At 67.9% G+C, this 15,499-nt stretch carries 20 protein-coding genes and 1 tRNA gene; 12 read left to right on the forward strand and 9 right to left on the reverse strand.

Translation table 11 applies throughout. The features are described from left to right. The first annotated feature begins 8 nt into the window (after positions 1–8). The 4 genes from KIT25_11985 (at position 9) to KIT25_12000 (ending at position 4,330) form a co-directional block, all read left to right on the forward strand. Positions 9–1,301 (forward strand): homoserine dehydrogenase, encoded by a 1,293-nt coding sequence (locus KIT25_11985; GenBank protein ID UYN97604.1) that lies wholly within the window; start codon positions 9–11, stop codon positions 1,299–1,301. A gap of 50 nt (positions 1,302–1,351) precedes the next feature. Next, positions 1,352–2,317 (forward strand): class II fructose-bisphosphatase, encoded by a 966-nt coding sequence (gene glpX, locus KIT25_11990; GenBank protein UYN97907.1) that lies wholly within the window; start codon positions 1,352–1,354, stop codon positions 2,315–2,317. Positions 2,318–2,342: 25 nt separating this feature from the next. Then, the gene (gene recJ, locus KIT25_11995) at positions 2,343–4,163 is read left to right on the forward strand and encodes a single-stranded-DNA-specific exonuclease RecJ (protein UYN97605.1); all 1,821 of its coding nucleotides are present in this window, start codon (positions 2,343–2,345) and stop codon (positions 4,161–4,163) included. A 91-nt stretch (positions 4,164–4,254) separates the two neighbouring features. Beyond that, a tRNA-Glu gene (locus tag KIT25_12000) sits at positions 4,255–4,330 on the forward strand. 87 nt (positions 4,331–4,417) lie between these two features. Here KIT25_12000 and KIT25_12005 read toward each other — a convergent pair. Genes KIT25_12005 through KIT25_12015 form a run of 3 tightly spaced genes read right to left on the reverse strand, consistent with a single transcriptional unit; the run spans position 4,418 to position 5,191 of the window. Further along, the gene (locus KIT25_12005; GenBank protein ID UYN97606.1) at positions 4,418–4,657 is read right to left on the reverse strand and encodes a DUF5615 family PIN-like protein; all 240 of its coding nucleotides are present in this window, start codon (positions 4,655–4,657) and stop codon (positions 4,418–4,420) included. Then, positions 4,618–4,770, reverse strand: coding sequence for a DUF5615 family PIN-like protein (locus KIT25_12010; protein UYN97607.1), 153 nt, complete (start codon positions 4,768–4,770; stop codon positions 4,618–4,620). Before KIT25_12010 ends, KIT25_12005 begins: the two co-directional genes overlap by 40 nt. Before the next feature lies 1 nt (position 4,771). Beyond that, complete coding sequence (locus KIT25_12015; GenBank protein ID UYN97608.1) at positions 4,772–5,191, reverse strand: DUF433 domain-containing protein; 420 nt, start codon at positions 5,189–5,191, stop codon at positions 4,772–4,774. A gap of 86 nt (positions 5,192–5,277) precedes the next feature. Between KIT25_12015 and KIT25_12020 the strand changes: the two genes are divergently transcribed. Continuing rightward, positions 5,278–5,901, forward strand: coding sequence for a hypothetical protein (locus KIT25_12020; protein UYN97609.1), 624 nt, complete (start codon positions 5,278–5,280; stop codon positions 5,899–5,901). A gap of 12 nt (positions 5,902–5,913) precedes the next feature. Here KIT25_12020 and KIT25_12025 read toward each other — a convergent pair whose 3' ends face one another. Both KIT25_12025 and KIT25_12030 read right to left on the reverse strand, forming a co-directional pair. Further along, positions 5,914–6,246, reverse strand: a complete 333-nt coding sequence (locus KIT25_12025) for a hypothetical protein (protein UYN97610.1) — start codon at positions 6,244–6,246, stop codon at positions 5,914–5,916. A 237-nt stretch (positions 6,247–6,483) separates the two neighbouring features. Continuing rightward, positions 6,484–6,783 (reverse strand): hypothetical protein, encoded by a 300-nt coding sequence (locus KIT25_12030; GenBank protein ID UYN97611.1) that lies wholly within the window; start codon positions 6,781–6,783, stop codon positions 6,484–6,486. A 128-nt stretch (positions 6,784–6,911) separates the two neighbouring features. Between KIT25_12030 and KIT25_12035 the strand changes: the two genes are divergently transcribed. Genes KIT25_12035 through KIT25_12050 form a run of 4 tightly spaced genes read left to right on the forward strand, consistent with a single transcriptional unit; the run spans position 6,912 to position 9,786 of the window. After that, positions 6,912–7,634: a hypothetical protein gene (locus tag KIT25_12035; protein ID UYN97612.1), complete on the forward strand. Its 723-nt coding sequence runs from the start codon at positions 6,912–6,914 to the stop codon at positions 7,632–7,634. Positions 7,635–7,640: 6 nt separating this feature from the next. Beyond that, positions 7,641–8,126 carry a hypothetical protein gene (locus KIT25_12040; protein ID UYN97613.1) on the forward strand — a complete coding sequence of 162 codons (486 nt, stop codon included), beginning with the start codon at positions 7,641–7,643 and terminating at the stop codon, positions 8,124–8,126. An 18-nt stretch (positions 8,127–8,144) separates the two neighbouring features. Continuing rightward, positions 8,145–8,504: a hypothetical protein gene (locus KIT25_12045; GenBank protein ID UYN97614.1), complete on the forward strand. Its 360-nt coding sequence runs from the start codon at positions 8,145–8,147 to the stop codon at positions 8,502–8,504. A 1-nt stretch (position 8,505) separates the two neighbouring features. Beyond that, positions 8,506–9,786, forward strand: a complete 1,281-nt coding sequence (locus tag KIT25_12050) for a tetratricopeptide repeat protein (protein ID UYN97615.1) — start codon at positions 8,506–8,508, stop codon at positions 9,784–9,786. Here KIT25_12050 and KIT25_12055 read toward each other — a convergent pair. After that, positions 9,783–10,415, reverse strand: a complete 633-nt coding sequence (locus KIT25_12055) for a hypothetical protein (GenBank protein ID UYN97616.1) — start codon at positions 10,413–10,415, stop codon at positions 9,783–9,785. The two genes, KIT25_12050 and KIT25_12055, sit on opposite strands and share 4 nt — an antisense overlap. Positions 10,416–10,500: 85 nt before the next feature. Here KIT25_12055 and KIT25_12060 point away from each other — a divergent pair, with 85 nt between their 5' ends. Then, positions 10,501–11,418: a hypothetical protein gene (locus KIT25_12060; protein UYN97617.1), complete on the forward strand. Its 918-nt coding sequence runs from the start codon at positions 10,501–10,503 to the stop codon at positions 11,416–11,418. Positions 11,419–11,459: 41 nt separating this feature from the next. After that, the gene (locus KIT25_12065; GenBank protein UYN97618.1) at positions 11,460–12,401 is read left to right on the forward strand and encodes an LLM class flavin-dependent oxidoreductase; all 942 of its coding nucleotides are present in this window, start codon (positions 11,460–11,462) and stop codon (positions 12,399–12,401) included. 40 nt (positions 12,402–12,441) lie between these two features. Here the strand turns inward: KIT25_12065 and KIT25_12070 are convergent, their stop codons facing one another. Next, complete coding sequence (locus KIT25_12070) at positions 12,442–13,491, reverse strand: hypothetical protein (GenBank protein ID UYN97619.1); 1,050 nt, start codon at positions 13,489–13,491, stop codon at positions 12,442–12,444. Positions 13,492–13,563: 72 nt separating this feature from the next. Between KIT25_12070 and KIT25_12075 the strand changes: the two genes are divergently transcribed. After that, the gene (locus tag KIT25_12075; GenBank protein ID UYN97620.1) at positions 13,564–14,304 is read left to right on the forward strand and encodes a dienelactone hydrolase family protein; all 741 of its coding nucleotides are present in this window, start codon (positions 13,564–13,566) and stop codon (positions 14,302–14,304) included. On the opposite strand, the gene KIT25_12080 is transcribed toward KIT25_12075, so the two are convergent. Next, the gene (locus KIT25_12080) at positions 14,301–14,801 is read right to left on the reverse strand and encodes a VOC family protein (protein UYN97621.1); all 501 of its coding nucleotides are present in this window, start codon (positions 14,799–14,801) and stop codon (positions 14,301–14,303) included. The genes KIT25_12075 and KIT25_12080 overlap by 4 nt on opposite strands. 11 nt (positions 14,802–14,812) lie before the next feature. Beyond that, complete coding sequence (locus KIT25_12085) at positions 14,813–15,487, reverse strand: glutathione S-transferase family protein (GenBank protein ID UYN97622.1); 675 nt, start codon at positions 15,485–15,487, stop codon at positions 14,813–14,815. Positions 15,488–15,499 lie beyond the last annotated feature (12 nt).

Raw genomic sequence — 15,499 nt, forward strand, 5'->3', positions numbered from 1 at the left:
GCGGCCCCATGAGAACTCCCCTCAAGATCGGCATCGCCGGCCTCGGCACCGTCGGTGCCGGCGTGGTCAAGTTGCTCGCCGAGCACAGCCGTCTGCTGTCGCTGCGCGGCGGCAGGCCTCTCAAGCTGGTCGCGGTCAGTGCCCGCAGCAAGACCAAGAAGCGCGACGTCGACCTGTCAGGCGTGCGCTGGGAGCGCGACCCGCTGGCGCTCGCGCATGCGCCCGACGTCGACGTCGTGGTCGAGCTGATCGGCGGCTCGGGCGGCGTGGCGCGGCGCCTGGTCCAGCAATCGCTGCGGGCCGGCAAGCACGTCGTCACCGCCAACAAGGCGCTGCTCGCCATGCACGGCGCCGGGCTTGCCGGACTGGCCGAGAAGAAGGGCGCCATCCTCGCCTTCGAGGCGGCGGTCGCCGGCGGCATCCCGATCATCAAGTCGTTGCGCGAGGGCCTGGTCGGCAATCGGGTGCGCCGCCTCTACGGCATCCTCAACGGCACCTGCAACTATATCCTCACCACCATGCGCGAGACCGGCCGCGACTTCGACGTCGTGCTCGCCGAGGCGCAGGCCGCGGGCTATGCCGAGGCCGATCCCAGCTTCGACGTCGACGGCATCGATGCCGCCCACAAGCTCGCCGTGCTGACCGGCACCGCCTTCGGCACGCGCGTGAATTTCTCCGGCGTGCATGTCGAGGGCATCCGCCGCGTCACGGCGATGGACATCGAATTCGCCCAGGAGCTCGGCTACCGCATCAAGCTGCTGGGACTGGCGCGCGAAACGCGCCACGGCATCGAGCAGCGCGTGCATCCCTGCATGGTGCCGCTCGACGCGCCGATCGCCCATATCGAGGGCGTGTTCAACGCCGTCGTCGTCGAAGGCGACTTCGTCGGCACGACCATGTTCCAGGGCCGTGGTGCGGGGCAGGGGCCGACGGCGTCGGCCGTGGTCGCCGACCTCGTCGACGTGGCGCGCGGCCGCCAGATGCCGGCCTTCGTCGTCCCGGCCGACCGCCTGGCGGACAAGAAGGCAGCGCCCATGGACCGTCACGAGGGTGCCTACTACATGCGCCTGATGGTGCAGGATCGGCCAGGCGTGATCGCGGCGGTGTCGGGCGTGCTCGCCAAGGAGCGCATCTCGCTCGAATCGATGCTGCAGCGCGGCCGCTCGCCCTCGGACGAGGTGCCGGTGGTGTTGACGACGCACGAGACCGAGGAGGCGCGCATGCGGCGGGCGGTGGCCCGCATCGCCCGCCTGCCGGCGGTCGCCGAGGAACCTTGCCTGATCCGGATCGAGAAGTTCTAGACGGCGCCGCGAGCGCGCCGACGGAGGAAGCGATGGCCGACGTTGGAAAGATGGACCGCAATCTTGCGCTGGAGGCCGTGCGAGTCACCGAGGCGGCTGCCCTCGCGGCGTCCAAGCTGATGGGGCGCGGCGACGAGAAGGCCGCCGACCAGGCCGCCGTCGATGCCATGCGTTCGGCGCTCAACACGCTCTCGATCGACGGCACCGTGGTGATCGGCGAAGGCGAGCGCGACGAGGCGCCGATGCTCTATATCGGCGAGAAGGTCGGCGCCGGCGGCCCCAAGATCGACATCGCCCTCGACCCGCTCGAGGGCACGACCATCACCGCCAAGGGCCTGCCCAACGGGCTCGCCGTGCTGGCGATGGCCGAGCATGGCGGCTTCCTCAACGCCCCCGACGTCTACATGGACAAGATCGCCGTCGGCGGCGGCCTGCCGGACGGCGTGGTCGACCTCGACAAGACGCCGAAGCAGAACCTCGCCGACCTCGCCAAGGCGAAGAACGTGCAGGTCTCGGATCTCGTCGTCTGCATCCTCGACCGGCCGCGACATTCCGAGCTGATCGCCAAGGTCCGCGAGGCCGGCGCGCGCATCATGCTGATCGGCGATGGCGACGTCTCGGGAGTCATCGCCACATCGACCGGCGATTCGGGCATCGACATCTACATGGGCTCGGGCGGCGCGCCGGAAGGCGTGCTGGCGGCGGCGGCGCTGCGCGCCATCGGCGGGCAGATCCAGGGACGCCTGCTGTTCCGCAACGACGACGAGAAGGCGCGCGCGAGGAAATGGGGCATCAGCGACCTCAACCGCAAGTATTCGATGATCGAGATGGCCAAGGGCGACGTGATGTTCGCCGCGACCGGCGTCACCTCGGGCTCGATGCTCAAGGGCGTTCGCCGCTTCGGCAACGGCGCGGAGACCCACTCGATCGTCATGCGCTCCAAGACCGGCACCGTGCGCTGGGTGTCGGCTCACCACAATTTCTCGATCAAGACCGGCCTGCCGAGCTGGGCGTAACTTCTTCCCAACGAGTTGGTCGCCCATGGCCGTCGAACTGCGCGCCGCGCGTCCCGCCTTTCTCGGCATCGAGCGGTCGTTGACGGGCAGGCGCTGGGCGGCGCGATTGGCCGACGAACGAATCGCGCTCGCCATGGCGCAGCGCCACGGCCTGCCCGACGCGATCTGCCGGCTGCTGGCGGCGCGCGAGGTCGGACTCGACGCGGTGCCCGACTTCCTCGAACCGACCTTGCGCAAGTTCCTGCCCGACCCGTTGCACCTCAAGGACATGGACGCGGCCGTCGCCCGGCTGGTGCGCGCGGTGCGCGACGGCGAGAGGATCGTCGTGTTCGGCGACTACGACGTCGACGGCGCCACGTCGACGGCGTTGCTGCTGCGCTTCTTCCGCGCCGTCGGCGGCACGATCGGCCACTACATCCCGGACCGGCGCAAGGAAGGCTACGGGCCCAGCGCCGAGGCGATGCGCTCACTCAGGGAACAGGGCGCCTCGGTGGTCGTCACGGTCGATTGCGGCGTCACCGCCTACGAGCCGCTGGCCGAGGCGCGACGCACCGGCCTCGACGTCATCGTCATCGACCACCACCAGGCCGAGGTCACGCTGCCCGAGGCGGTGGCGGTGGTCGATCCCAACCGCATCGACGAGGAGAGCCCGCACAAGCAGCTCGCCGCCGTCGGCGTCGCCTTCCTGCTGGCCGTCGGCGTCAACCGCGCGCTGCGCGATCTGGGCTGGTACGGCGACAACAGGCCCGAGCCCGATCTGCGCCAATGGCTCGACCTGGTCGCTCTCGGCACGGTCGCCGACGTGGTGCCGCTCACCGGCGTCAATCGCGCGCTGGTGCGGCAGGGCCTGCTGGTGATGGGCCAGCGGCGCAATGCCGGCCTGGCCGCGCTAGCCGACGTGGCCCGCCTGCGCGAGGCACCGGGCGCCTATCACCTCGGCTTCATGCTGGGACCGCGGGTCAATGCCGGCGGACGGGTGGGGCAGGCCGACCTCGGCGCACGGCTGCTGGCCAGCGACGATCCGCACGAGGTCGGGGCGCTGGCGCTGCGCCTCGACGAATTCAATGCCGAGCGGCGGGCGATCGAGCGCAACGTGCTCGAGCAAGCGATCGCGCGCATCGAGGGACTTTATGGCCCCGATCGCAAGGGCCTGCCCTCGGCGCTGCTGGTCGAGAGCGAGGGATGGCATGTCGGCGTGATCGGCATCGTCGCCAGCCGGCTGGTCGAACGCTACGGCAGGCCGGCCTTCGTGATCGGCGTCGATGGCGAAGTGGGGAAGGGCTCCGGCCGCTCGGTGAAGGGCGTCGATCTCGGCGCCGCCGTGCTGGCCGCGCGGCAGGCCGGGTTGCTGGTCAATGGCGGCGGGCATGCGATGGCGGCGGGGCTCACCGTGGCTCGCGAGGCGATCTCCGAGCTCGCGAAATTCCTCGACGAGCGCATCGCACCGCAGCTCGGCGCGGCGCCGGCGGTGCGCGAGCTCGGCATCGATGCCGCCCTTGCACCCGGCGCGGCGACACACGAGCTGGTGGCGATGATCGAGCGTGCCGGTCCGTTCGGCGCCGGCAACGCGCTGCCGCGTTTCGCGCTGTCGGGCGTACGGGTCGACTACGCCCAGCCGGTGGGCGAGGGGCATGTGCGCTGTACTCTGGTCGGCCAGCAGCGCGGCCGGGTCGAGGCGATCGCCTTCCGCGCCGCGCAAAGCGCGCTCGGCCCGGCGCTTCTCGATCGGACCAGGCCCGTGCTCCACGTCGCCGGCGCCCTGCGCCTCGAGCGCTACAACGGCCGCGAAGCCGTCCGCCTCCAGATCGACGATGCGGCGGCCGCGGCGGGCTCGATGCTGGCCTAGTCGGCGGCGGCGGAGGCGCGCCGTCCCGCCTGCTTGATTTCCCGGGGCCGGGCCGTTACATCCACCCGCTCCTGCCGCCCAGGCCGGCCACGTCCCCATCGTCTAGAGGCCTAGGACACCAGCCTTTCACGTTGGTAACACGGGTTCGAATCCCGTTGGGGACGCCATGCTTCGCCAGAGCACGCTAGGACCAACCTTGGAGCGCCCATTCTCACTCTACAGCCGTCCTTGCGCCTACCATGTGAACGTACCTGCTATCCGAACGGTCGCATTCGCACTCGGCCCGGCTCGATGACAGAGAAATAGCCAGCCCAATCGTCACGCGCTGTTACCAGCTGGGCGAGTCGCTCTCCAACTTCTCCAGGCTTTGCCACCGGCATGCGCAGCAAAATGACGCCGCAGGTGCGGGGCAGCGCCGATCCTCTGGCCAGTTCGCCGAAATCCTTGTCGAAGGTCAGGAGGATGCGCTGCTCGCGGGCCGCCCATGCCAGCACGTCTGAATCGATTGCACCCGGTGCGGCTGTCCTACCCAAACAACGTCGTGCCCGGCTGCCTCGAGAGCGGTGACCGCTGCACCAGGGAAATTCTCGTCGGCGAGAAAGCGCATATCAGGCTGCGCTCGGGAATACCTTCTCCGAGCTCAACGTGTCGCGCGCATATGCGAGGCACGCGATGATGTCGTCGTGTGTGACACCCGGGTAATTCCCGAGGATGTCGGCTTCGCTCCATCCGTCGGCCATCAAGCCGATCATGAACTCCACAGACAACCGCGTCCCGCGGATGACAGGCTTACCGGCGAGCACGCCGGGGGCGAGCGCAATGCGAGGATGCTCCGTCATGGTCTGTTGGCCACTCCATTTTTCGAGCCTGAATTTACTCGAACGCGGCGAGCCAGGCGATGCCAGAATCACGGATGGCGCCATGTTATCGTAGAACGTGAGAGTGGTTTGGGCGATGTGCGCAAGCGGCGGCGTAGCTCGGCGAGCTGCATCATAGCGGCACGGCGAACGAGTAGTGCCCATCTTCATCTGCTGTGGCACGCCATGCTTGCCGACGTTGAAAAGTAGCGTAGTCTTGCGCCCGAGCCGCCGCGGGCGGTTTCCAGACGGGTGCCATGGCCGAATTGAAACGACGAACGCTTGCCGGGCTCGCCACCGCGATGGCGGGCAGCGTCGTGGCCGGCGCCAGCGCAAGGGGAGCGCCGACAGTGACCGATCCGATGCTCGTGAAGAAGCTCGACGCCATCTTCAACGCCCACATGGACGCCGAACTGGCCGGCGATCTCGACAAGACCTTGGCGACCATGTCGGCCAATCCGCATCTCGTGAACATCCCGACGATGGTCGGCGGCCAGGGAACGAGCGGCGTCCGGACTTTCTATTCCAAGCGACTGATCGGACAGTTCTTCCCGCCGGACGTGAAATTCGAGAGCATCTCGCGGACCTACAGCGAAGAACGCCTGGTCGATGAGCTCATCATCTCCTTCACCCACACGACGACGATCGACTGGATGCTGCCGGGCGTCAAGCCGACCGGCAAGCGGGTGGAAACCGTCTTCGTCGTGATCGTCGGCATCGAGGGCGACAAGGTGTCCTACGAGCACATCATGTGGGACCAGGCGAACGTGCTGGTGCAGATCGGCCTGCTCGATCCGAAGGGCCTGCCGGTGGCCGGCTCCGGCGCCGCCGCCAAGCTCCGTAATCCGTCCTTGCCCGATCCGTTCTTCAACGAGGGTTGAGAAGCGCGGCGTCTATCCCGCGACGAGCGCCGCCAGGCCGAGAACGAGGCCGACCGGCGCGATTTCGACCCTCCAGCGCAGGACATAGACGTACCCCATCGAGATCGACAGGCCGCCGAGCAGGGTCGCGATGACGTATGTCCATCCCAGCATGGATGCGGCCAGAAAGAGGGCCAGCAGCATCGCCGCGATCCCGAGTGCGCCAGGCAGATGATGCGCCTTGAAGCGGGTTCCGCTCGCCAGCCACCGCTGATAGACCGCGTAAAAGCGGTGCGAGAGCATGGTCGCGCCGCAGGCGAAGACCACGATCAGCGCGGCGAGCGTGGCGATGTCGTCTCGTGTCATCTTCGCCGCTCTCGTCCTTCCTTCACCGCTGTGGCGTCGGCGGACGGCAATTTCAACGCGAAACGTCCGCCTGCAGCCCACCAACCTTGGCCAGTAGATACACTTGGGAGAATCCACTGCTTCGCCAGAGGCGAAGGCCAATCGCCAGGAAGCATCGCGGCTTCCGCTCAAACGTGGCGTGGACCCGGCAACTCAATAGCCCCGACGCGACGAGTTGTGAAGGGGCGGCGGCCGGGACTACTGGCAGGTCTGGACGGTCACCGGATCGCGCAACTTCCAGCAGATCGGCTCGCCCGGCTGCGTTCGATTGACGGTGCAGTAGTAGGCTTCGGCGCCCTTCTGCATCCAGACCCCGCCGGGGACGGCGGCGGCGATGGCGAAGCCGTTGGAGAGCAGCCCCGCGGGCGATGTCTTGTCGGAACCGGAATCGTACTGGATGACGCAGCTCTGCGCCGGCGCCGGCTGTTGCGCCTGCTGGGCGAGGGCGGGAATCGCAGTCCCGAGGATGAAGGCGACGGTCAGGACGAGTTTTGGCATCTTCTTGGCCTTTGCGGACGACTGGGCGAGGTCTCTTCGGTGCGCCGCGCTACATATGTTCACGCTGCGTGACGAAGGCAAGTGAGCGAGTGACACACCTCATGCCCGGTGCTTATGTTTGAGCCATCATGCAAATTGTCCGCTGCCTGGTGGCCATCGCGGCCGCACTCCTCATCCTTCCGCTGAGCGCCGTGGCGCAGACCGCGCCGCCGCAAAAGAAGATCGGCGTCCCGTCCAAGCAGAAGCACGTCGACTGGCTGATCGTGCTCAACGCCAAGGGAGCCAAGCTGTCGGGCCAGACGCTCGTGCTGGAGGGGCCGCAACCGTCCGCGATCGTCTTCTCCGACCGACCTGTCCGCAGCGCCGGGCACATGCCGACCGGCGAGGTCGTCGATCTCTGGAAGACCGGCAGCTTCGCCAGGGTGCCGCCCAACGCCACCGTTTCGGCCTTCTCCAAGGACGGCAACTCAGTGAGCGACGCGGTACTGGTGCTGAAGAAGCCGAAGTGGGAGGGCGACAAGCTCGCGTTCGAGGTCGACGTGCTGGAGGGCGATCTCGGCAAGGCCGACGGCGCCGTGGCGGTGTTCATCGACACGGTCTGGTTCGGCATCGGCGGCGGTGGCGTGCACTATCTCGGCAGCAGCCGCACCACCGGCGGCACGAGCCCGGCGATCGGCAGTCCCGACGACACCAGCACGTACTCGGGCTGGTCCAATCCCGCGCCGTCGGGTCGCTCCCAGGGGTATCGCGGCCCGGCCTATCCGAGCCTCAGCACGCCGCCGGATGCCGGCGGGCCGGGCGGCAACTACCGGGCGCCCTGTGGCGCGCCGCCATTGCTGCCGTGCTACTGAGCGGACATGACCCTGACCGCCATGAGGACCGAAACACCCATCCAGTACATGGAGCGCACGCGCAATTACTATCGCGCACTCGGCTACGCGACGGACTACGTGTGGGCGCACTTCGAGGACGTGCCGTTCGCGCGTCTCGCCAAGCCGTTGTCGCAGGCTCGCATCGGCCTGGTCACCACCGCGAGTCCGCCCGACTTCAAGGGCGTGAAGCGGGTTTGGTCGGGCGCGGTGTCGCCGCCGCCGGCGTCGCTGTTCACCGCCAATCTGGCCTGGGACAAGGAATCGACCCACACCGACGATCGCGGCACATTCCTGCCGATCGAGGCGGCCTCGAGGCTGGTGGAAGAGGGAACGATCGGGGGGCTCACGGCGCATTTCCACGGCGTGCCGACCGAGTACAGCCATCGCAAGACCCAGAGCGAGGATGCGCCGCAGGTCCTGGCGCGCCTGCGCGACGACGGCGCGGACGCGGCCATTCTGTGCCCGCTTTGACCCGTCTGCCACCAGACCGTGAGTCTGGTTGCCCGTCATCTGGAAGAGAACGGCCTGCCGACGGTGGTGATCGGCTCGGCCCGCGACATCGTCGAGCATTGCGGCGTGCCGCGCTTCGTCTTCACCGACTTTCCGCTCGGCAACCCGTGCGGCCATCCGTGGCGGCGCGACATGCAGACCGAGATCGTGCGGCTGGCGGCCGGCCTGCTCGAGCGGGCGACCGCGCCGCGCACGACCGTCGAGGCGCCGTTCGCGTGGAAGGACGATCCGGGATGGCGCGAACGCTACAATCGGATCAGGCCGGAAGACCGCGAGCGGTTGCTCGCCCTGGGCGAGGAGCGGAGGCGGCAACGCGCGAAGCCGGTCGCGGGCGAATGACATGTTGAAGGACCGCTACGGCTACGAACTCTCGACCGTGTCGGCGAAGGCGCGCGACGCCTACGTGCTGGGTGCCGACCGCCTGCTCTCGGGCGATGCCGGAATCGATGCGGCCTTTGCCGACGCGATCGCGGCAGACGAGAGTTTCGCCCTTGGTCATATCGCGCAGGCGCGCACCATGCAGCTCCTGGGACGCGGCCCCGAGGTCAAGGCGCCGCTTGCCCGGGCGCTCGAACTCGCGCCCGGCACGAGCGAGCGCGAACGCAGTCACATCGCCATCTTCGAGAAGATCCTGCGTGGGCAGGGTGCGGCCGCGGTGCCCATGATCGCCGAGCACGTGAAGCGCTGGCCGCGCGACGCCATGGCGCTTGCGCCGGCGACCAGCGTGTTCGGCCTGATCGGCTTTTCGGGACGGGCCGGCCGCGAAGTCGAGCAGCTCGCGTTGCTCGAGCCGCTCGCGCCCCACTACGGCGACGATTGGTGGTTTCACACGGTGCTGGCCTTCGCCGAAATCGAGCTGCAGATGTTCGACCGCGGTCTTGCCGACATCGAGGCGGCGCTGGATGGGCGCCCGCGCAGCGCCCATGCCGCGCACATCCGCGCCCATTTGTACTACGAGGTCGGCGAGCGGGCGGCGGGTCTCGCCTATCTCTCCGATTGGGCGAAGGACTATCCGCGCGACGGCCAGCTCCACTGCCACGTCAACTGGCATCTGGCGCTGTGGTCGATGGAAACGGGTCGTTTCGACGAAGCATGGCGCATCTACGCCGACGAGATGCATCCGGGCGCGGGCTGGGGGCCGCCAATCAACGTGCTGACCGATTGCGCGTCGTTCCTCGCGCGTGCCGAGATGGCGGGGCAGGCGCGAAGGCCCGAACTGTGGCGCGACCTGGCGGGTTATGCCGCGCGCTGGTTTCCCAATTCAGGCATCGCCTTCGCCGATCTGCACAGCGCGCTGGCCTTCGCCATGGCGGGCGAGAGCGAGACCCTGGCGAGGATCGTCGAGACACCGAAGGGCCCGGCGGCCGACATGCTGCCGGCGCTCGCACGCGGCTTCGACGCCTTCGCACGGGGCGACTGGTCTCGTGCCGCAAGCGAGATCGAGCCGCATCTCGATACGCACGAGCGGGTGGGCGGCAGCCGCGCCCAGCGCGACCTGCTGGAATACGCCGTCACGTGCGCCCTGCTGCGCGAGGGCAGGGGCGATGCGGCACGCCGCCGGATCGGCACCCGACGACCGCAGAACGCAGGCGATGGCGGCTTTCCGATCGCGGGGCTTTAGCGCGGCGCCTCGGCGACATTGGGCATGCCCGGCGCAACGCATCGCCGGACGGCGGCAATTGCATCGCGCCCCGCGGCGAGGTCGATGACGGCGCTGCCGTCGATGGACGAATCGCCGATGAGATCGAAACGCAGGGTCAGGCGCGTGCCCCGGCCCATCGCATCGACCAGCGCGGGCGACAGGGCGGGCCAGGCCTCACGGCGAGAATCCGCCAGAACGACATGGGCATCGGCGAACAGGATCTCGGCGGTGAAGGCGAGACCGTCGATGACCAGTTCGGCGCGCGGATCGGCCTTGATCTCCGCGTCCGGTCGGGAGACCGGCAAAAGCGGGCCCTCCTCGGTCAGATAGAGCTGAAGCTGCAGGACACGGCCGTTCGTCCCCGCCTCGCACATCAGCACCACGGTGTCGATGTTGGCGTCGGTGCGGAGCGGCGCGGTGGCGGCGTATCCGGGCGGGTTCACCCCCTCCTCGAGCCACCATCCGGTCGGCGTGCCGGAAGGGGTGGCGGCGGCCGCTCCGGTGGCAAGCATCCCGATCAACCAGCCGATCCGGCGCATGGCTCCCTCCCTGTCCGCACTTTCAACGACAGGCAACCCGTGGATGTTCCACCCGCCGCTGGCCGGCATGCCGGAGGCCGATAGACCGCAGGGCGGAGTGCGGCATTTTGATACGCCCTTAAGGTATTCTAGATATGCAAAAAACATCTCCATCTTGGACAAGATCGTCGCCCTTGCCGCCTTGAGCTGCCTTTTTGCCGGAGCCCGACCGACGTCGGCGGAGCCGTATCTCGAGCAGCCTTTGCTGGTCGCCATCAAAAGCAACTTCCTCGACCGGCTCGCGTCGGACACCTGCGCCCCTTACTTCCGGCTCTATTCGACGGAGGCCGAGAACTGGGTCTGGCTGAACCCGACTGCAGTCAAGGTGCACGTCGTGTTCTACGTCGAATATACCTCGGCGCGGGCGCTCTACGGTACCGCACAACGGGCGCAGCAGTGCCTGGGACGCGATTCAGGCCAGGGATTCTTCGAGCAGGGAAAGACCTACCGCAGCGCCGACTTCATCTACCACCTCTCGAAGTGGGCGCTCGGCTGGCACGTCGACAAGATCGAGGACGGCGTGCCGAGCGGCGGCGGGCCGGTCGGCCGGCCGGTCGAGGCCGTGCAGAAAATGCCGCCATCGCGCGATGCGCAGGATCTATATAACGACGGCTTCGCCCATTTCGTGCGCGGCGATTATGACGAGGCCATCATCGCCTATACCTCCGCACTCGCGGCGGACCCCGACTTCGCCATGGCCTACAACAACCGCTGTCTCGTTCGCGTCATCGCCGGCCGCGATGTCGAAGCGGCACGAGCCGACTGCCGGGAAGCCGTCAGCCGTGCCGGCGACCGCGCCGACGTGCGCGAGACCCAGGGGTTCGTCCGGCTGAAGCTCAGCGAATCGCGGGCAGCACTTGCCGAGTATAATGCCGCGCTCGCGCTCGATGCGCGCCGGCCGATCGCCCTCTATGGCCGCGGCATCGCCAAGGCCCGCCTCGGCGACAGCCGTGGATCGGTCGCCGACAAGGAGCACGCGTTGCGGCTCGATCCCGGCGTCGCCCGTGCCTTCTCGGTGTATGGAGTCCACTGAGCGCCGGCCCTAGGATCGCCGGTGAAACCGGGGAGAAGGCGATGCCGCCGAAGCTTGGCTATTTGCTGCCGACGCGCGAGCGCGTCATGGCGGGCGAGCACGGGGCCGCCGCGCTGCTGCGTCTCGCCGAGCGTGCGGAGGAGCTCGGCTTCGCGTCCGTGTGGATCGGCGATTCGCTGCTTGCGCGGGCTCGTCACGATCCGCTGACCTTGATGGCGGCGGTCGCGGCACGCACGCGCACGGTGGAAATCGGCACCGCCGTGCTGCTTCCGGCGCTGCGCAATCCGGTCGTGCTGGCGCAGCAGGTCGCGACCGCCGACAGGATCAGCGAGGGACGCATCGTTCTCGGCATCGGCATCGCCGCCGATCACCCGTCGATCCGCGCCGAGTTCGAGGCGGCGGGCGTGCCGTTCGAGAAGCGCATCGGCCGGCTGGTCGAGGGCATGGCGCTTTGCCGGGCGCTGTGGAGCGGCAAGCCGGTGGATTGGGACGGCCGATGGAAGATGACGGGCGCCGTGCTCGGCCCGACGCCGCATCGGCCGGGCGGCCCGCCGCTCTGGAACGCCGCCTCGGTGCCGGCGGGACGGCAGCGCACGGGGCGGCATTTCGACGGCTGGTTCCCCAACGGGCCGACGCCGGCGCAGTACACCGCGCAGTGGGCCGAGGTGCAGGAGGCGGCGCGCGCCGCCGGGCGCGACGCGGCGGCACTGACGCCGGCCAAGTACATCACCCTCGCCATCGACGAGGATGGCGGCCGCGCCGACGCACGGATCAACGACTATCTCGAGCGCTACTACAACCAGCCGGCTGCGGTGATCCGCAAGCGCCAGATGTGCTACGGCGGGCCGGCAGCGGCCGTGGCGTCGCTGCTCAAGGAATACGGCGACGCCGGTGTCCGGCATTTTTGCGTGCGCTTCGCAGGCGGCGACCACGACCACCAACTCGCGACCCTGGCGAAGTTGCGTCAGGACCTCGGCTGGTGAAGCCTGTCCTATTCCGGTCGATGCGTCGTCGCCTCGGCCCTCAGCCGCAGGCCACCGAATAGATGTGCTGGACCTCGCCGGGCAGGGGCATCGCCTGCCACGACTTGCCGCCGTCCCGGGTGCCGAACACCTCGCCGTCGTAGCGCGCGCCGATATAGACCTGGTTCGGATCGCGCTGGTGCAGCCCGATCGACATGATCGTGCCGTGCACCTGCACCTTGTCGAAGCGTGTCCAGCTCCTGCCGCCGTCGGCGCTGCGATAGAGCCCGCCGTCGTGGCTCGAGGCGGCGACGGAGAGCGCAGCGTAGAGCGCGCCGGGCTCGCCGGGCGCCGCCTTGACGTCGCGGCCGTAGGTGGTCGGCGAGAAGCGGCCGACCTCCATGTCCTGCCAGCTCCTGCCGCCGTCGGCGGTGCGGAAGAGGCCCATGCGCAGCGCGACGATGGCGGCGTCGGGGTCGGAGGGATCGATGGTGACGGCATGGCCGTCGAGCATGCCCTCGGCCGTCGTGTCGCTGACGATCTTGCTCTTGAGGTGGGGCAGGTCGGCGAGCCGGATCAGTCCGTCGCTGCAGTCGCTCCAGGTCTCGCCGCCGTCTGTGCTGCGCATGACGCCGTTGATCTCGAGCGCGGCGTAGATCTCGTCGGGTTTCGTCGGATGCTGGGCGAGGCGCATCACCCGCGACGCGAAGGGACCCTTGCAGTGCTCGGCGATGCGGGGCGTCGGCAGTTTGCGCCAGCTCTGCCCGGTGTCGTCGCTGCGATAGACGTCGAGCGGCGACGCGCCGGCCAGCATCCTCTTCGGATCGCGGCTGTCGACCATGAAGCACCAGACTTCCTTGTTCGCGTCGGGAAAGCCGGCGCGCACGAACGTGGCGCCGCGATCGGTGCTGCGCCAGATGCCGTCCTTGGTGCCGGCGAACACGAGCTCCGGGTCGTGCGGATGCACGAAGACGGTGAAGGCCTGGGTCGTCGGCAGGACGTGGGCCCACTCGCCGTCGATGGCGCGGCGGAAGACGCCGACCTTGCCGGGATGGTCCGGCTTGCCGAAATACCCGGCGACGCCGGCATAGACATGGGACTGCTCGGCCATGCGCTTCTCCCGAATTTGTTGTTGAGCCGAGCCTACCAAGATGGTGGCATCGCGGCAAAGCGGAGGAACTGAATGATCGAAGAGACGAGGGATATAACCACCCGGGCGGGCGCCGTCGAAACCTTCATCTGCCATCCGGAACGGGGCGGGCCCTATCCGCCGGTGCTGTTCCTGATGGACGCGCCGGGAATTCGCGAGGAGCTGTACGACATGGCGCGGCGGCTGGCGACGGTGGGCTACTACGTGCTGCTGCCGAACCTCTACTATCGCGCGGGCAAGGACACCAAGTACGGGCCGGACGTGCTGACGCACGGCAGCGCGGAACATGCGCGCATGCGCAGCGTGCGCACCAAGATGACGATCCCGCCGATGATGGACGACGTCGCCGATCTCATCGCCTTTGCCGATCGCCAGAAGGCGGCGAAGCCGGGCCCGGTCGGCGTTCATGGCTATTGCATGAGCGGCCCCTACGCGCTGGCCGCGGCGGCGCGCTATCCTGATCGGGTGGCGGCCGCGGCGTCGTTCTACGGCACCTGGCTGGTGAGCGACGCCGTCGAGAGCCCGCACCTGACGCTCGGCAAGGCCAAGGGCGAACTCTACATCTCCTGCGCCGAGCATGACGATCTCGCGCCGCCCGACATGGTCAAGGAACTGAAGGCGCTGTTCGACAAGTCAGGCAGCGCGGGCGAGCTCGAGATCCACATGGGCGTCCATCACGGCTTCGCCTTTCCGCAGCGCTGGTGCTACGACAAGCCCGCCGCGGAGCGCCATTGGGAGCGCCTGATCGCGCTCTACAGGAGGCGGTTGGGCTAAGCTGCCTTCGCCGACCGCTTGTCGACCTGCCAGCGATTGAGGATGTCGCGGGCCCGGTTCTTCGTCGGATCCATGTCGGCCTCGCGCCCGGGCACCTTGGCCGCGAGCTCGATGACGTAGCCGTTGGGATCGCGGAAGTAGATCGACTTGATGAATTTGTGGTCCGACGGCCCGCGCACCTCGCGGCCCTCTTTCTTGCCCTTGGCGAGCATGCGATCGAGGACCTCGGGCTGGACCTCGAGCGCGATGTGCAGGTCGAAGTCGTGCTGCTCCTTGAACTCGAACGGCACATCAGGCGCCTCGAAGAAGGCGAGGGACGAGCCGTCGTCCATCTGGAAGAAGGAGTGCAGCACGCCGGTGCCCGTGCTGCGGCCGGTCTGGGTGGTCTCGATCTTGAACGCATTGACCAGGGGCAGGCCGAGGAAGTCCTCGTAGAACTTCCGGGTCTCTTCGGAATCGCGGCAGCGATAGGCGTTGTGATGCAGGCCCTTGATCATTGGTCTCTCCGTCAAATGGCTTGCCAGGCCTGTCCCTTGGTCGAGGCGCAGAAGCCGTTGAAGGTCTCGTAGACCTTGGCGTAATTCGGGCCCGACTTGAAGGTGTCGAGCCAGCGCTTGATATTGGGATAGGCCGAGAAATCGCAATGCACAAGCTCGCCGGCCGTCGTGATCGCGGCGCCGAAATAGTCGGCGACCGTGAGCTGGTTACCGCAGAGATACTTGTTGGTCGGCCCGATCCAGTGGTCGTTGAGGATCTGCAGCCAGGCCTTGGACTTGTCCTTGCCCCAGGCAACGACGGCCTCCTGCACCTTGGTGTCCTCGCGCTTCAGGTGAGGGAAGAGCTGCGGGTAGATCAGGCCGTAGCCCCAGTCGCGGTAGAAATTCGAATTGAACCAGTCCATCACCTCGTTGATGCGCGCGCGCTGCTTGAGATCCTTCGGATAGGCGGGCGAATCGATCTTCTCCGCCAGATAGCGCAGGATCGCGGCGCTCTCGGTCAGCCGGAATCCGTCGTCGTCCAGCATCGGGATGAGGTGATTCGGGTTGAGCTTGCTGTAGGCGGGCTCGTAGTGCTGGCCCTTCAGGATGTCGACCACTTCCATGTCGCACTTGATGTCGTTGTCGGCGATGAACTGCATGACCGGCCGCGACGTGGTGGATACGGGGTGCATATAGAGTTTCATGGCGTCCTCCCT

Origin of the sequence: Enhydrobacter sp. (genome assembly GCA_025808875.1) — a bacterium.
In the GTDB taxonomy this organism is placed as follows: Bacteria; Pseudomonadota; Alphaproteobacteria; order Reyranellales; family Reyranellaceae; genus Reyranella.

Coding starts and splice junctions, on each gene's coding strand:
- KIT25_11985 (UYN97604.1), top strand. CDS start 9: ATGAGAACTCCCCTCAAGATCGGCATCGCCGGCCTCGGCACCGTCGGT.
- glpX (UYN97907.1), top strand. CDS start 1,352: ATGGACCGCAATCTTGCGCTGGAGGCCGTGCGAGTCACCGAGGCGGCT.
- recJ (UYN97605.1), top strand. CDS start 2,343: ATGGCCGTCGAACTGCGCGCCGCGCGTCCCGCCTTTCTCGGCATCGAG.
- KIT25_12010 (UYN97607.1), bottom strand. CDS start 4,770: ATGCGCTTTCTCGCCGACGAGAATTTCCCTGGTGCAGCGGTCACCGCT.
- KIT25_12015 (UYN97608.1), bottom strand. CDS start 5,191: ATGAAGATGGGCACTACTCGTTCGCCGTGCCGCTATGATGCAGCTCGC.
- KIT25_12020 (UYN97609.1), top strand. CDS start 5,278: ATGGCCGAATTGAAACGACGAACGCTTGCCGGGCTCGCCACCGCGATG.
- KIT25_12025 (UYN97610.1), bottom strand. CDS start 6,246: ATGACACGAGACGACATCGCCACGCTCGCCGCGCTGATCGTGGTCTTC.
- KIT25_12030 (UYN97611.1), bottom strand. CDS start 6,783: ATGCCAAAACTCGTCCTGACCGTCGCCTTCATCCTCGGGACTGCGATT.
- KIT25_12035 (UYN97612.1), top strand. CDS start 6,912: ATGCAAATTGTCCGCTGCCTGGTGGCCATCGCGGCCGCACTCCTCATC.
- KIT25_12040 (UYN97613.1), top strand. CDS start 7,641: ATGACCCTGACCGCCATGAGGACCGAAACACCCATCCAGTACATGGAG.
- KIT25_12050 (UYN97615.1), top strand. CDS start 8,506: ATGTTGAAGGACCGCTACGGCTACGAACTCTCGACCGTGTCGGCGAAG.
- KIT25_12055 (UYN97616.1), bottom strand. CDS start 10,415: ATGCCGGCCAGCGGCGGGTGGAACATCCACGGGTTGCCTGTCGTTGAA.
- KIT25_12065 (UYN97618.1), top strand. CDS start 11,460: ATGCCGCCGAAGCTTGGCTATTTGCTGCCGACGCGCGAGCGCGTCATG.
- KIT25_12070 (UYN97619.1), bottom strand. CDS start 13,491: ATGGCCGAGCAGTCCCATGTCTATGCCGGCGTCGCCGGGTATTTCGGC.
- KIT25_12075 (UYN97620.1), top strand. CDS start 13,564: ATGATCGAAGAGACGAGGGATATAACCACCCGGGCGGGCGCCGTCGAA.
- KIT25_12080 (UYN97621.1), bottom strand. CDS start 14,801: ATGATCAAGGGCCTGCATCACAACGCCTATCGCTGCCGCGATTCCGAA.
- KIT25_12085 (UYN97622.1), bottom strand. CDS start 15,487: ATGAAACTCTATATGCACCCCGTATCCACCACGTCGCGGCCGGTCATG.